Origin of the sequence: Tessaracoccus sp. MC1679 (assembly GCF_014164775.1) — a bacterium.
Lineage (GTDB): Bacteria > Actinomycetota > Actinomycetes > Propionibacteriales > Propionibacteriaceae > Arachnia.
The window spans coordinates 64,493-80,845 of record NZ_JACJGB010000012.1 but is presented as its reverse complement, the minus strand read 5'-3'; the positions used below and the strand labels follow the sequence as shown (position 1 = coordinate 80,845).

Annotated in this window: 7 protein-coding genes; 5 read left to right on the top strand and 2 right to left on the bottom strand. The window is 64.9% G+C overall.

The window, feature by feature from the left end; genetic code table 11:
- A partial coding sequence (gene mobF / locus H5398_RS16120; RefSeq protein WP_182800783.1) for a MobF family relaxase occupies nucleotides 1-4,081 on the bottom strand: 4,081 nt, incomplete at its 3' end.
- 113 nt (nucleotides 4,082-4,194) lie between these two features.
- Between mobF and H5398_RS16115 the strand changes: the two genes are divergently transcribed.
- From H5398_RS16115 to H5398_RS16095, 5 genes are all read left to right on the top strand, one after another.
- Entirely contained in the window at nucleotides 4,195-4,578 is a 384-nt protein-coding gene (locus tag H5398_RS16115; protein WP_182800782.1) for a hypothetical protein, read from the top strand.
- Nucleotides 4,579-5,030: 452 nt separating this feature from the next.
- Nucleotides 5,031-6,092 carry an LPO_1073/Vpar_1526 family protein gene (locus H5398_RS16110; protein WP_182800781.1) on the top strand — a complete coding sequence of 354 codons (1,062 nt, stop codon included), beginning with the start codon at nucleotides 5,031-5,033 and terminating at the stop codon, nucleotides 6,090-6,092.
- Between the two features lie 97 nt (nucleotides 6,093-6,189).
- Complete coding sequence (locus H5398_RS16105; RefSeq protein WP_182800780.1) at nucleotides 6,190-10,959, top strand: DEAD/DEAH box helicase; 4,770 nt, start codon at nucleotides 6,190-6,192, stop codon at nucleotides 10,957-10,959.
- A gap of 76 nt (nucleotides 10,960-11,035) precedes the next feature.
- Nucleotides 11,036-12,043 carry an SIR2 family protein gene (locus tag H5398_RS16100; protein WP_182800779.1) on the top strand — a complete coding sequence of 336 codons (1,008 nt, stop codon included), beginning with the start codon at nucleotides 11,036-11,038 and terminating at the stop codon, nucleotides 12,041-12,043.
- A gap of 261 nt (nucleotides 12,044-12,304) precedes the next feature.
- Nucleotides 12,305-12,799, top strand: a complete 495-nt coding sequence (locus H5398_RS16095; protein WP_182800778.1) for a hypothetical protein — start codon at nucleotides 12,305-12,307, stop codon at nucleotides 12,797-12,799.
- A 484-nt stretch (nucleotides 12,800-13,283) separates the two neighbouring features.
- On the opposite strand, the gene H5398_RS16090 is transcribed toward H5398_RS16095, so the two are convergent.
- Nucleotides 13,284-16,151 (bottom strand): hypothetical protein, encoded by a 2,868-nt coding sequence (locus H5398_RS16090; protein WP_182800777.1) that lies wholly within the window; start codon nucleotides 16,149-16,151, stop codon nucleotides 13,284-13,286.
- Between the last annotated feature and the right edge of the window lie 202 nt (nucleotides 16,152-16,353).

The window sequence follows — 16,353 nt, the reverse complement described above, 5'->3', positions numbered from 1 at the left end:
AGTCGATGTCCTCGATTCCCTCAGGCGGCAGCTCGTCGGGATGCGGCGGCTCCCCCTGCTCGTCCGGGGGCGGGGTGGTGAGGTGGTGTGTGCGCCACAGCATGGCCTGACACGCATCATCGAACCCCGACACATCCACCGTCGGGGTGATCAGATTGTCGAGGTGGTGTCCGTGGTCGGTGGCGTGGGTGATCGCGGCGGCCAGGTGCGGCCACCAGGGGCTGGCCTCCAACTCCGCCGCCGCCTCGTACCCGAGCCGATCCACCAGTGATCCCTCCCAGGCGGGGAGGGTGGGGCCGTCGACGGCGGCGAGGTGGCGGGCCAGCCGCCACCACAACGCTGCCGCGGGTTGTTCCGCGGGCAGCGGGCCGTCGGCCACGGCGGCGGCGAGGTGCTCGGTGACCGGCACCCCGGCCTGATGCAGCGCGGCGAGACGGTGCGCCAGGACGGGGGCGTATGGGTCGCGGGGCAGATCGGCGCGGACGTCGCGCAGCAGATCGGTCCACACCCCCACCGGATGAGCAGGCCGCAACCGATCCAGGAGACGCTGCTGCCAGCGATGCGCCGCAGCCCCGAGCTGGGGAGGGCCGGTGGGGCGCCGGTCTGCGCGGTCGACCTGCCACGCCGCCCGCCACACCTCCACCTCAGCAACACTCGACGCCGTCAGCGTCTGCCCGGGCAGCGCCCACACCGGCCGCGACACCCCGGCCGCAGCGTCACGCACCTCGACAGCGAAGTCCTCCACCAAGCCCTCGCGCGCCGCCAGGTACGGTCCCCACTGCGGATGCGCGGTGAGGGTGGCGGGGATGGCGGGGAGCCACGGCAACGGCCCCACACCGGCAGGGTTCGGGAGTCGCCAGGTCAGCACCGCCGCCGGATCCGCAGCCGTCCCCAGCTCACGGGCATCGACCGCCGCCCGCAACACCTCCAGCGGCGTAGCGGCGCTGTCGGCGGCCGCGTGCAGGAGATGGGACCGCAGCGTCGGCCACGCTGGGCAGGACGTCAGCTGCTCCACCACCTGGTCGGCATGCTCATCCAGCTCAGCGGCGGCGTCGGCGTGCAGCTGCTCGATGGCCACGGTCACTGCGTCGGTGTAGCGGGCGGCCGCGAGCCCCAGCCTCGTGTACGGATCGGTGGCGTGGCGGGCTTCGGTGGTCACCGATCGGGAAGATCCGTCCCGGGCCAGAATCTGCTCCAGGACGTCGCCGGCGGTGACCGGCCGCAGCGTCGCGGGATGAATCGGGGCATTCTCTTCTCCCCCGTCGACGACCTGCACATAGGCCTGGTTCGATTCGCGGCCGCGGCTCATCGCCACATACAACTGCTGCCTGGCCTCCGTCCCGGTCAGCACCGTGTGGGTGGTGTCGACCGTGACCCCCTGAGCGCAGTGCACCGTCACCGCGTACCCCAACTCCACATGCTCGGCCACATACGCCGGCGGCAGCAGAACCCGCAGCCCGGTGCTGCGGTGGACGGCTCGGAGTGCGCCGGCCGGGTCGACGCCGGTGACGGTCCACCGGTCACCGTTCTTCACCCAATCCGTCGCACTCACACTGAGCCGACGGTCATTGAGTCGGGTCACGATCACATCCCCGACCGATGCCACGTTCCCATCCGACAGCACCGCAACGGGACCTCCACCATCGCTGTCGGGGGTGTCGGTGAGGCGGTGGTCGCGGGCCCACCGGTTGAGTTGGGCGACCTGGTCGCGGGTTCCGGCCAGCATCACGCTGTCGAGCCCTGCCGCACGATCGTGGAGCCATCCTGTGAGGGCGTCGCGCAGCACGGTCTCTTCGGAGCCGGCATGGATGCGTCCCTGGTCGAGGTAGAAGCCCAGGGCCTCGAGCCGGCCCTCCCGCAGCGCCAGGGAGGCTGCTGCTTCGGCGGGGTCAACGAAGCGCATCACCTCGGTCAGCTGCACCGCGCCGTGGGTCTCGGTGATGTCGCGCAGCACGCCGCCGGCGCCGACCGCGGCGAGCTGCTGATCATCACCGATCAGCCGCACCGACGCCCCCCGCCCCACAGCGAACCCGACCACCGCCGCCAGCGTGGGGGTATCGGCCATCCCGGCCTCGTCGACGATCAACAACGTCTCCGCACCAATCAGAGCCTCAACGCCCGCTGGGTTGTGGTGGAGGTCGTGGGCGATCTTCGCCAGCGTCGCCGAGGCCCCGACCTGCTCCCCCAGCACCCCCGCCGCGACCGCGGAGGGTGCCAGGCCCAGCACGGTGCCGCCGCTTTCCCGCCACGCGCCGGCCAACACCGCCAACGCTGTGGTCTTCCCCGACCCGGCCGCCGCCAACCCCACCTGCACCCGCCGACCACTGGTCGCCATCCGCCGCACCAGCTGGATCTGCCCCGCATTCAACCCAACCCCCGTCGCGGTGGAGGCCAGCAGCGCCACAGTGACGTCGACCTCCTCAACCCGCCGCCCATCCGTCATGCCGGCGGCCGCGGTGATGACCTGCTCGGCCTCCACGACAGCGGTCGAGGTGAACCGGCGACCCCCGACGGTGCTGTAGACACTCTCCCCATCACTGCGCCGCAACAGCTGCGGATCACTGACCGGATCACTCCAGCCGGCCACCGGCAAACACCTGGCGGTCGCCGCCGCCAGCAACGCGGCGGTCAACTCCTCCGCCTGACGCGGGTCCGTGGCGCGTTCCCGGGCACGGCGCGACGCCTCGGCCTGCAGGTGCCACACCGTCCACGACGCCCGCGACACACCCATCCGGGCCACCATCTCGTCGGCCACAGAGTCGACCCATTCCGTCGTGACCGGAGGCCCCGACCTGCGGCCGGCCGCGGTCACATCGGTGAGCATCCGGGCCACCCCGTCGTCGCCGAGGACGGCACGGGCTTGGGTTGCCCAGGTGGTGCGCTGCTCGGCCAGTGAGCGGGGTTCGTGCTTGGCCTGGCGGGTCTCCAGGGTGGCCTGCTGCGCCAACGCGATCGCCTCGGCCGGTGTCGGCGGCCGGCCATGCGCGTGCTGGAAGTCGACCGCCAGCTCCGCCTGGCGGGCCTCGATCGCCGCCCGCCGGCTCGACCACGCCTCCCGCAACCGGGCCGGCACCCCGACGATCTCCCGCACCACACGCTTCGCCGGATCCCGCGCAGTCTCAGCCTCGAACCGGACCCCGAGACGGGCCACCAGGTGCGCCTCCAGAGCCGTGTTGTACACCTCCGAGATGCTCACCATCCCCGCATGCAACGGACGGCCGTCGACCGCCAACCACGCCCCATCCAAGGTCTGGACCTTGTTCGCGATCGCCACATGGGTGTGAAGGTTCGGATCCCCCGCCCGCGAGTCCCGATGCGTGAACGCGGCCGCGATCAGGCCGGTGACCTCGACCTGCCGCACCCCACCGTGCCCCCGCCGGGAGAACAGGACCCGCTCCTCCAGATACCGCAGCGCGTCCGCGACCGCCGCGTTGTGAGCCTCCTCGATCTGCGCCGCCACCTCCTGCGGCGCCACCGCCCACAGGGCAGAGACCGACTTCACCGGCGTGAACGTCACGTCATAGCCCGCGCACGCAATCGTCGGGTTCCTCGTCAACGTCGCCACCTCCGACGACAACTCCACCCCGCTCGGCGCCCTCCCCATCCGCGCCTCGAAACCAGCAGTGGCGAGCTCGTTGCGGATACCAGCCCGCACATCCACCGGCACCGTCCCACCACTGCCCAACCCGTTGGCTGCAGCCCACTGACTGCACCGGATCGCGACCTCCTGCTGGAACACCGTCGCCGCCGTCCGCACCTGGAACGGCGACCCCAGCCGGGCCGCCTGGCGGATCTGAGCGGGCGTCGCGCCGGCCGGGAGAGCAGCCAGCCGGGCCTCCATATCCGGATGGAAACCCGCCCCGAACAAGGCACGCATCTGCACCTCCGACACCGCACTACCCGGCTCCATCTCCAACGCTTCCAGGCCGGTACCGACCCACCGACCCGGCACCTCACCCTTCTCCGTGTAGTAGCTCGTCAGCGACGCGTGGCCCTTCTCTGTTGAGTCCTGCGCAGCGACCTGCCGGGTCAGGTAGTCATACCCCGACCCGGCAGTCAGCTTGTGCAAAGACGCCGTCACACCCCCTACCAACCCGAACCCGACCCGGCTACAGCGTGAACCGACTCCGCTGAATCTCTGGCGGCAGCCCCGGAATCACGCGAGGTCCGGTGCCCGAGGAGCAGACTCGTCGCATGAATCCCGAGCTTGGCGCCGACTACGAGCTGCTCGCAGCCGTAGCGAACGTCGTCCAGGTCTTGGCATGGATCGCCATCCTCGTCGGAGCGTTCCTGCGCGAGAGCGGTACCCGTGAGTACCTCAGCAAGGGCGCCGAAGGCTTGGGATGGGTCGCCCTGATCGGCTCCGGAATCGTGGGCTCGCAGATAGCCGCCCAGCAGGCGCTGAACTGCTCACTGTGGGGGCGAGACTGCATCGAGACGGACGCTCAAGCCTGGGCCTACCTCTGGGAACACCTGCTCAAAGGCATCGTCTACGACGCGGTCGTCGGCGGCGTCGCCGAGCTCGTTGGATGGTCCGCGGCCCGGCTACGCAAGAGCCGGCAGACCTCCGGACCATGACGCGTAGACCCGCGGACGCGAATGTACCCCCAGTCGATCATCGGCCCAGGCCAGCCACGTTTGATGTTGCATCAAATGCAACAACCCGGGCCTTCTCCCCGATGGTGCAAGAGGTGTGTGTGACTTCAGCGATCGGGGTACGACGTCGCTGAAGTCGACAGGGAGCGACGGCTAGTCAGCCACTCGCGTTGTCAAGGGACAGAGTCCTCTCCACTGGAACTGTCTCCTGCGTCTGGAACACTGGGGCAGATGGAAGGAGCGGCAGGTGAGCTTGTTGGCAATTGAGTGGATCCTTGATGGGATCGGCACCGAGATCGTGAGTCTCCTAGTGGGCCTCATCACGGGGAGCGCAGGAGGATGGCACCTCCACAAGAGCCGGGTCCGTGTTCACCAGCGCGCCGGAGACCACGCCACTCAGAGCGTGGCAATCACGCGGAACGACGCGGTGACCGGTGGTTGATGAGATCAGAGCCAACCTGAAGGCTGGCATCGGCTCACAGCAGATCGTCACTGTCGGCATGACTCCCACTGAGGCGCATAGGTTGATCGATGACCGCATCGCCCGCGAGTTCGGTGAGATCAGAGATGACGTCCGCCTTGAGATCAACGACCGGCTGCGGACCTTCGGCGACCGGCTCGTGGCCGGCTTAGTGAAAGCTGATCGGCTCGACGCCGCTCGGGATCCGAGTCTTTGGGGCTCTATACAAGCAGCCGCCGTGGAGGCTGGAGGTTCAGAGAATGACCGTGACATCGACATGTTGGTCGATCTCCTCGTCGAGCGAGCAAGCGACAGCGCTGACCGGCGGCGCCGCGCAGTCGTGGACGCCGCGATCAAAGCCATAGCCTCTCTTGATGACGAGACGCTCGATGCGATCACTGCCCTCTACGTGGCAGTCGCCCTCGACGTGAAGCTCCTGGATCCCTTGGGTCTCCCGAGGCTCCAGGATGCTGTCCTGTCGAGGGTCCTTCCGGCAGGACCGCCCAGCTCCAGATCTTGGATCGAGCATGCCATCTTGTTGGGATTGGCCAGGACAGTTCCAGGTCTTAGGTCATTCGAAGAGATCACCGTTGATCGACTCGCGCCTTCCCTAGGACCAGGGGTTCCCTCCGACGGGCCGGATTACGAGATCGCTCTGGCCGTTTCGGCAAAGACCCGGTGGCCGTTTCTAGCAAGGCAGCACTCCTACAAGCCCGACCACAGCGTCTCAGTGTGGAGGAGTCTCGATCAGATCCGCGACCACCTGGTCCAGAACCATGGAGTCTCCGCCACGGAGGCGGAAGGTGTTGCGGAGGAGGTTGGCCGCGTATGGATGGTTGGGCAGATCGATCCTGAGTCACGGGACCGGTTCCTTGCCAACTTGCGGGAACTTCCCCGCCTGGTGGCGCTGGGCGAATGGATGGGGGCACTTGTACCCGCCGTGACACTCACGGAGGTTGGATCCATGGTTGGCCTTGTGAATCTCCGACGCCTAGCCCCTGGCCTCTGCCGCACAGACGCCGCCTACGCGTGCTAGCAGGAAGCTAAGGATCCGGCAATCGCCTGGCCCGGTTTGGTCGGTTGGGTTGGATACGCTCAGGGTCACGGTTCGAGTGCTTGTCAGGAGTGCAGTGATGCAGACCCTTACCCCTACCACGGTCGATGAGGTGTTCGCGGCGTTCCAGGACGCGCCGTCGAACTCGGAGAAGGGGACGGCGTTCGAGAAGCTGATGGTGGAGTACTTCCAGCTCGACCCTGTGTTGTCGATGAAGTACGAGCACGTGTCGCGGTGGATTGACTGGGCCCATCGCGGGACCTCGGTGGACGTCGGGATCGATCTGGTGGCCAGGGACCGTGACGAGGGCAGCTGGACCGCGATCCAGTGCAAGTTCTTCAACCCGGACCACTACCTATCCAAGGGCGACATCGATTCGTTCTTCACCGCCTCTGGGAAGACCTACGACGGGGTGGGGTTCACCAACCGGATCATCATTTCTACCACCGACCACTGGTCTAGCCACGCCGAGGAAGCGCTCCAGGACCAGAGCATCCCGGTGCAGCGGATCGGGTCGACCGACATCGCCTCGGCCCCGATCGACTGGGCTTTCGCGATGCCCGGCACCCTGCAGGTCGAGCTGGCGCCGGCGCGGAAGTATGCGACCCGTCCGCATCAGGATGAGGCGATCGGCAAGATCCTGACCGGCTTCGAGAAGCACGACCGTGGTCAGTGGATCTCCGCCTGCGGGACGGGTAAGACGTTCACCAGCCTGAAGCTGGCCGAGCGACTCGCCGAGGCCAACGGCGGATCGCTGCGGGTGTTGTTCCTGGCCCCGTCGATCCAGCTGGTGTCGCAGACGTTGCGGGAGTGGACCGCGCAGACCACGATCGACATGCGCCCTTTCGTCGTGTGCTCGGACACCAAGGTGTCCCGCGCTGCGGAGGACATCTCCGTCCACGATGTGGTGCTTCCCGCCACCACAAACGGTCACGAGCTCTACGACCGTCTCCATAAGGGTCGCCGTGCGCATGGGATGTCGGTGGTGTTCTCCACCTACCAGTCGATCGACACGGTCGCGAAGGCGCAGGAGTTGGGGGCTGCGGAGTTCGACCTGATCCTGTGTGACGAGGCGCACCGCACCACCGGCGTGACCCTGGCTGATGCCAGCGAGTCGTCGTTTGTGAAGGTCCACGACCAGTCGTTCCTGGCCGGGAAGCGTCGCCTCTATATGACCGCCACCCCGCGCATGTTCGGGGAGGAGACCAAGGGCAAGGCCGCCGAGCACTCAGCCGAGCTGACCTCCATGGACGACCCGGCGAAGTTCGGTCCTGTGTTCCACCGGCTCGGGTTCGGTGAGGCGGTCGAGCGGGACCTCCTGTCGGACTACAAGGTGATGGTCCTGATGGTCAGCGAGGAGCAGATGGCTGCCCCGCTCCAGGAGATGCTCGCCGGCGAGGACCACGAGATCCCGCTGGATGACGCGGCCAAGATCATCGGCTGCTGGAACGGTCTGGCCAAGCGCACCAAGAAGACCAAGGACCACCCCGGCTTCCCGACCGGGGCGATCCCGATGAAGCGGGCGGTGGCGTTCCTGGGCAACATCAAGTCCTCGAAGCGCGTGGCCGAGGTGTTCCCCCAGATGGTCGAGACCGCCGAGGGCATCGACTCCCGCGACACCCTGCTGGTCGAGGCCGAGCACGTCGACGGCACCATGAACGCCCTGGAACGCGCCCACAAGCTGTCCTGGCTCAAGGCCCCCGTCGCCGACGGCCAGTGCCGCATCCTCACCAACGCCCGCTGCCTGTCCGAGGGCGTCGACGTGCCCGCGCTGGATGCGGTGCTGTTCATGTCACCGCGCAGCTCCCAGGTCGACGTGGTGCAGTCCGTGGGCCGGGTGATGCGCAAGGCCCCCGACAAGGAGTACGGCTACATCATCCTGCCGGTCGCGGTTCCCGCCGGATCGGAACCCGACAAGGCCCTCAACGACAACCGACGCTTCAAGGTGGTCTGGGACGTCCTCAACGCCCTACGTGCCCACGATGACCGGTTCGACGCGATGATCAACTCGATCCAGCTGAACAAGAACAGCGCCGACAAGATCATCACCGACGTCATCGACACACCCGATAGCAGTGGGACCGGGTCGGATGGGATCTCCGATGCGATCCAGGACGCCCTGTTCACGCTCGGGCAGTGGCGAGACTCCCTCTACGCCCGGATCGTGACCAAGGTCGGCACCCGCGAGTACTGGGACCAGTGGGCCAAGGATGTCGCCGACATGTCCGCCGCCCAGGTCACCCGCATCAACGCCATCCTCGACACCACCACCGACCCGGCAGTTCCGGACGCGTTCGACCAGTTCCTGCACGGGCTTCGGGCGAACCTCAATGAGTCCATCAGCCGTGATGATGCGATCTCGATGTTGTCGCAGCACCTGATCACCGCACCGGTGTTCGACGCTCTCTTCGGGGAGTCCAGCTTCGCGATGCACAACCCGGTGTCGGTCTCGATGCAGGACATGCTCGACGTCCTCGAAGACCAGGGACTGGACGCGGAGACCGAGAAGCTCGACAGGTTCTACGACTCCGTCCGCACCCGCGCAGCCTCCGTCAAGAGCGCCGAAGGCCGTCAGAGCGTCATCCACGACCTCTACGAGAAGTTCTTCCGCAACGCCTTCCCCAAGCAGGCCCAGTCGCTGGGCGTTGTCTACACCCCCGTCGAGATCGTCGACTTCATCCTCCGGGCAGCCGACGACGTGTGTCGCCAGGAGTTCGGCCACGGCCTTACCGACGAAGGCGTGAAGATCCTCGACCCGTTCACCGGCACCGGCACCTTCATCGTCCGGCTCCTCCAGTCCGGGATCATCCAGCCCGAAGACCTGGCCCGGAAGTACGCCTCCGAGCTGTGGGCAAACGAGATCATGCTGCTGGCCTACTACATCGCCTGCGTCAACATCGAAACCACCTACCAGGCCCTCATCGACGCCACGGACTACACCCCCTTCCCCGGGGCGGTGCTCACGGACACGTTCCAGAGCAGCGAGACCGGCGACCGGGCCGACACCAGCCTCATTCCCGTCAACAACGAGCGGATCCAGCGTCAGATCGAGGACGAGATCACAGTCATCGTCGGGAACCCGCCCTACTCCGTCGGCCAGACGAGCGCGAACGACAACAACGCCAACTACAAGTACGAGACCCTCGACGGGTCCATCGCGGATACCTACGCTAGGCGCTCCAGCGCCACGAACAAGAACAGCCTCTACGACTCCTACATCCGGGCCTTCCGGTGGGCCACCGACCGTCTCGGCCCCAAGGGGGTCGTCGCGTTCGTGTCCAACGGCGGCTGGATCGACGGCAACACCGCCGACGGCATGCGCCTCAGCCTCGCCAACGAGTACAGCACCATCTACGTCTACAACCTCCGCGGCAACCAGCGCACCGCCGGCGAATTGTCGAAGAAGGAGGGTGGCAAGGTCTTCGGCTCAGGCAGCCGCAACACAGTGGCCATCTTCATCGGCGTCAAGGACCCCACCTACACCGGGTCCTGCCGCATCCAGTACCACGACATCGGCGACTACCTCACCCGCGAACAGAAGCTCCAGCGCGTTGATCAGGCACAGCTCGACACGCTCCCCTGGCAGACCATCACCCCCAACACCCACGGCGACTGGACCAACCACCGCGACGACACCTTCCTCAGCTTCATGCCAATCGTCTCTGACGGCCCGACGCAGGGGGTCTTCGAACTCTCATCAAACGGTCTGAAGACCAACCGCGACGCCTGGTGTTACAACTTCAGCGAGACCTGGCTACGGATGAACATGCAGAGCATGATCGACGCTTACAATTCGTCAGTCGAACATGGGCGTGTCGATGACCCCCGGAGGATCTCCTGGAGCGGGGGGCTAGACCGGGACCTCAAACGCGGCCGTCGGCACACCTTCGAGGCCTCACGCACGCGTCGATCGCTGTATCGACCTTTCAGCCAGATGCACGCGTACTTTGACGCCACTGTGAACGAGCGAACCTACCAGATGCAGCGCATGTTCCCCACGGCGCACACGCCCAACGTCGGGTTCTACGCACTAGCCCCTGGCTCACCGAAGCCCTTCTCGGTACTCGGCACCGACCGGCTACCAGACCTAGCCATGTACGGCTCGAACAGCGGTCAGTTCTACCCACGCTGGACCTACGTGCCTGGAGCGAAGCGAGTGGAGTCCGACATGCTCTTCGACCCAGACCACGAGGTCATCGACGGCTACCAACGCATCGACAACATCACCGATGCGGCCTTGGCCATCTACCGGCACAGCTTCGGGACCTCTGTCACGAAGGACGACATCTTCGCCTACGTCTACGGGGTGCTGCACTCTCCGCAGTACCGCCAACGGTTCGCGGCTGACCTGACGAAGATGCTGCCCCGTGTGCCGCTCGCCGCTGGCTCGGAGGACTTCCGCGCCTTCGTGGACGCTGGCGCGGCCCTCGTGGCGCTGCACGTTGGGTACGAGACAGTCGAGCCCTACCCCTTGGAGGAACTGGTCAGCCCAGGGGCGGACTTGGACGACTACGAGCTATTCGCCGTCGGGGCCAAGATGAAGTTCCAGGGCTCCGGCAAGTCGGTGGATAAGTCGACGCTGATCTACAACTCGCACGTGACCCTCCGAGGCATGCCTGACGAGGCCCACCGTTACCAGCTTGGCTCCCGGTCTGCGCTGGAGTGGATCATCGACCGCTACTGGGTCCGCACTGACAAGGCTTCTGGCATCGTCAACGACCCCAACGCGTGGTCCCGCGAGCAAGGCGACCCCCGCTACATCATCGACCTGGTCAAGCGGGTCGTGACGGTCTCTGTCGAGACGATGAAGATCGTGGACTCTCTTCCCGACCTCGTTCTGGAGGACTGAGATGACAGCGACCCGCAGGACAGTGCTGCTTGGCGCTGGCGCTTCTGTCGAGGCAGGAGTCCCAGGTGCCGTCAGGTTGACCGCCGACATCATCGACTACCTGGAACTGCGGGACGGGGCAGACGACGCTCTGGTCCGGCTCGGCAAGGAGACCGCGTCGAGGCTCTGTCAGACCGCTCTGAGCCGTGGCCTACAGGCATCCACCGTGGACGTCGAAGCGCTCTTCACCACGGTCGAGATGCTTGCTGTGGGTGACAGTTCGCCGATAGCCCCGTTCATCGCCGGGTGGAACTCTCCGGCCGTCACGCGCCAGCCCCTCGACTGGGCCCAGACCTACGCCGCGCTCGGCGAAGCCATGCTCGACGCACTCCAGCATGTTCTGAAGCCCACGAACTCGCCGGACTACCTGCAGCCTTTGTTCAGCGACCCACCCTGCCGGATCGCCACCCTGAACTACGACCTGTGCCTGGAGCAGGCAGCCAGCGCTGCGGCCATCGAACTGAGCGACGGCATCGAAGCTTGGACAGGCGGATTCCACTGGACCTGGGGACAGGAGCCAGTGCATCTCCTCAAGCTCCATGGCTCCATCAACTGGCAGCCAGTGGTGACCACGCTAGGCGGTGCGGCTCGTGCTGGCGATCCCCTGTTCACGCACGGCGATTCCCTGCGCGGCACAGGCTCGCACGCGCTAGAGATCCCAGGACTCGTTTTCGGTGTCCAAGGGAAGCTTCGAGCAGACGGCCCGTTTCTCGCGATGCTCATGGAGTTCTCCCGGTGGATGGAGTCCACCGACCGCCTCGTCGTGGTGGGCTACTCGTTCCGCGATAAGCACATCAACCGTGTGATCGTTGACTGGCTCGAACAACGGCCTCCGAGAACGCTCGACGTCATAGACCCCGGCGTACCGGAGCACCACGAGGATGTCATGGGTGAGCCAGGTAGCCTGCTGGAAGATCTTGTGAACTACGCCACCGAGCAGAACGTAGGTTGCCCGGGCCCATCTTCCTGGTGGTCGCGTAAGCCCATGGTCCAGTTTCACCGCGAGGCCGCAGCGCACGGGCTGGAGCGCCTGCTGCGTCCATGAAGCATCGTGCGTAGTCAGAGAAGCAGCAGTCGGCAGCGACCCATCTGGAGCTAGGATGCGTCATCTCCTTCCTGATTCTCTCAGAAGCGTGCGGAGCCAGCCATCAGCTATGGAGGGACCGCAGGCGGCAAGGGGCCCTGGTGAGTTCCCGGGCGCTCCCAGCTCGCAGCGCTGAATCCCTGAACTAGCTGCTGGCCGAATCGTGCGAAGGCCCAGGCGGCGACGACCCCATTGGGCGGTCCTCTGATAACTTGCTTTCCCATGGACGTTGTCGCACTTCTTGGTTCGCCCGTGCTGGTTGCAGCAGTGACTGTGCTCGCTTCACTGATCACGCTTATGGTGGCCAATCGTCACGCGGAGCGCATGAATTTGCGCCAGCTCGGGGAGGAACGCGAACGGCGTCGATTTGCTGCACTGGAAAGCAGGTATGAGGACCGAAGAGACGCGGCAATCGAATTTGACAGAGCCGCGGAGAAGGAAACTGACTGGATGGCGGCGCTTGAAAATGAACATCGTGTGAGCGCCGTCAACTTCGTTGACGACCACGAATTCAGCGGGCTCTTGGCAGCTCATGCACGAGTAGTAATGTTGGCGACACCACCCGTGGTCTTGACGGCTGACCGGCTCCGACAATCCGTCTTCGATGTGTTCAGCGGTCAGAAGGACAGTTGGGAGGGTTACAGCCGAGCTTTGGCCGGGTACCGCGAGGCGTGTCGAGGAATGCTCTCTAGCGACGTCCACGAAAGGCCAAGCTAGAGCTTCATTCTTGCTGCCGGACAGCGGCCGATATATCCATTCATGGTGAGGCACCTAGCCTCACGGAAAGGACAACGACGATGGCTGGCTACCTGACGGTGCCCCCTCGGCGATCACTGGATCACCTATTCAAGGTCTGGCGTACCCATCGCCACAACCGAGCCCGTGGACGGGTGCTGGGAGACGAAGGGGCGGATGGTCGATGCCCACAGACACCGGTTCGAAGGCGCGTCAGCAGAGGAAGCCATCCGGAACTACCTCGCCTGGGGAGGGTACCTGCCGAGCTGATCGGAGTTGTAGTCCGATGCCACTCTGTAAGCGCGCCACCTAGTTGGCCGTGGCGTTCGAATGGTTGTCCAGGTCCCAGCCTCAGGGCACGAGTCGTTGGCGGAAGGCAACGTTGAAACCATCCTGCGTCGGCGACCCCATCTCGTCAATGCCGCGCGGCGGTCTTGGACTGTTCGATCACCGGAATCAGGGGTAATCAGGCCGTAGGCTGCTGCCGAGACTGATGACCCTTAAACGCATCCTGAGAGGCCGTCAATCCTGGCGAGCATGAGGGCATTGTAGAACCCGGGCTCTTGTGGTCGCATTCCGCCATACTGGGTGGTGGTGGCGTTTGGCGGCGCAGTCTTCGGCTGGTGTGGCCTGCCCATCCGAGTTGTTGAAGATCCTCAGCCAATAGGTCTAGTGCGAAGTCGATTGAAGGGGTGATCGAGGTGCCAAAGATGTTGCGGCTCCACCCGTACCCCGGTGAAGAGAAGTTCACCGCCTGGTCGGGAGGATCATCCGCGCTGGTCCGTCCAAGGAGCCACCTGCTCTCGTTGCGACTCGAGCGCGCCTCCACGATTCTCCATCGGAAGGCCACGTCTTCATTCCAGTTGCCGGTCGGCGTGGAAACGGAGTGTCCTTCTACCAGCGCCGGTATTGAATGACTGGTTCTGAGTTCTCGCGCAAGGGTAGGGAACGACTGGTCCACTAGTTCGGTGTAGATCTGGAGTCCGTTCAACGATGTCAGTTCCAGTCTCTTCTCCAGTTGACTGGGGGTGTAGAAGAGGTGAGCTCTGGTGCCCGTGGTGTCTGGCGACGGCCAGGGATCGGAGACGCTGACGAGGTCTTGGGCTTCCACTTCAGCCACAAAGTGCTCGGCTTCGGCAAGATTCAGTCCGTTCTGGAACTGCACGTCCTGGGGCCGTACGTCGCTGGTGTCATGTCTGGACACCGCGTCACGAATCTGGGTCAGGATCGTCTTCATCTCGGCGACGTCGACTGGCACACCTCCGAATCCGCTTCTGCCGACCATGGCATTCGCGTAGGCCCATGCGAGCTCTGCCCTCGCGGCAGGCAGGTATCGGACTAGTTTTAGTCCCTCCAACTCGCTCATCAACTCGCCATGTACCCAGGTGAAAGCCAGATGCCATGGCCAGCGGCCCTCCTCGTCGAGCCGTCCGTAGTTCGTCCGGTACCAGGAGTCGTCGGATATCGCGATCTCGAACGGGACAGGTTGGGAGTACTCCACCGTGCCAGCGGGGGCACCTCCGTGCCACTGCAGGCTGTAACTGCCGTTGGCGCTCCAGGCGCGGAGAGCTGGCGGCTTGCCGGCGGACAGCCATCGGTCTGCCAAGGGCTTGAAGGGACTGAGACACCGAACCAGTGCCTTCCGAACGCGAGGGACGATGTCCTTCACATCTGCGATGACGCCCGGAGCGCCACCCACGAGTTCTTGGTCCTTGGGAAGGTTGCTCATGACCCAACCGGCTACTCCTGGAGCGTCATCGCAGAGCCGCACCAGGAGCGCGTCCAGACCCTCGGCTTGGCTGCTCGAAGCCAGGTAGAGGATGGGGTATCGCCAGTTATCCAGTGACGAGACGCTACCCAGTACCCTGCCTAAGAGATCAGGTGTCCTCCTGAGAGCTTCTGCGCCGAAGTATTCAGTCAGTGCGGCCACCTGGAAGCTCAGTCCTTGGTTTGAGAGCATGCAGATCCGGCTGCGGGCTAGTCTCTGGACTTCGGGGGGCGTCGCATGCAGAGTTGTTAGCGGGACTGGGCTGCCTCCGCGGTCCGTCACGAGGGTCGCTAGGCTCATGAGCAGTTCGAATGACTTGTCGTCGTCGAGATCCTGTGTGGCGTGGCGGGCAACCGATTCGATCAGCCCGTGCCGAGTGGTAGGCGCCAGACCTCGCTCGCGGTGATCTAGTGCGTATCGGATGGCGAATAGTGGATGGCGCAGGTCTTGATCCCCAAGCCAAGGTGGCAGGCTCATGAGAGAGGGGTCTATCTGTCGAGCCAAGTGATTCATCTCATTATGGTCGGGTTCTGGGAGATGCACCATCCTTGCCGTTTGGGTTTCGGGGATCTCAGGGCGGCCAACCGCTATCAGTCGACTCTGCGGGTTGTCTGCCAGGACTCCCGCGGCCCTGAAAGAAACTTCGTCGTACCGGAGACCCGCCTCGTCGAGTCCGTCAATAACTAGGTGTACTCCGACTCGGCCTAAATCGGCTATGCCTGCCCAGTTCTGCTCAAGATGCGGCAAGAGCGGCCCCGTGAGAAGACTCCACGCCGGAAGGAAGACGGGGATGGGGGCTGAAGGGCTCTCTAGCGCTTCGTCGATCGCTCTACGGTGCTGTCGCTCAGCCTCGGTTGACTTACCGGCCCCCATCGGGCCAGTCAGGAAGGTCTTGCGATCGGGGAGACTCAGCGCGGGCCGGTCGAGTATTTCGATCGCTAGCTGGTCTGCCTCGTCTTCCGGCAAGCCGATTGCCTGAAGTCGGGCGGAGACACGAGCCGTTCCCTCTCTGCGAGCTTGGTGAAGTTTGTCCCTGCGGGTGTGGCTCGAGAGGTTGGCCGGAAGTCCAAGCGATGGCTGGCTCGCGAGGACCTGATGGTCGATATAGCCAGCCACAGTGTTCAGAGTGATGAGGCTGGAATGTAGAGCGTGCAGGGCACGGTCAGCCTTCATGTCGTCAGCTGGCACCCAGAGGCGCGCGAGCCGATTCAGCGCGTCAATCCAATCCCTCTGCCCATCTCTCACCGCAACCGCGTGGATCTCCAGTACTTGGAGGATCTTCTGAGCCGTCTCTTCGGAGCCGTCGCTGCCAGCGACGAATGCTTGCCATCGTTTCGCGGCCTCTCCGCCTCGTCGCCTTATCCCCTCAATGAACCGCGTGGCGTCTGGGTCCCGTCTCGCGAGCTCGCATAGCTGCTGCGTCTCCTGATGTGCTGGCGACGAGACGTCGACGACGACACAGAGACGACGTAGCCCGCTCAGGTATTCAGTTTCGTCGCTTTCGACTGCCGTGATTGCTCGGCTCATGAGAGCCCTGAAGGCTTCGTTCTTCTCGCTGAAGGTCACCCGGTGACGACACTGCGTATGGACGATGCGACTGCTGCCCGCAGGCAACTCAATCGTGAGGCACTGGTCATCGAACCCCGCTGGACCTGATTGCAGAGCTATCCTCGAGATCTTCCCTCCGTAGCTGGTGCGATCTCCGGCCAACAGGTCGACGGCACGCAAGGTCGCTACCCTGGCCTCAAAATCGTTCCCTCCGCCGCCC

What these genes read in the sequence shown, in the direction of transcription:
- H5398_RS16115 (WP_182800782.1), top strand. Translation starts at nt 4,195, where the DNA reads ATGAATCCCGAGCTTGGCGCCGACTACGAGCTGCTCGCAGCCGTAGCG.
- H5398_RS16105 (WP_182800780.1), top strand. Translation starts at nt 6,190, where the DNA reads ATGCAGACCCTTACCCCTACCACGGTCGATGAGGTGTTCGCGGCGTTC.
- H5398_RS16095 (WP_182800778.1), top strand. Translation starts at nt 12,305, where the DNA reads ATGGACGTTGTCGCACTTCTTGGTTCGCCCGTGCTGGTTGCAGCAGTG.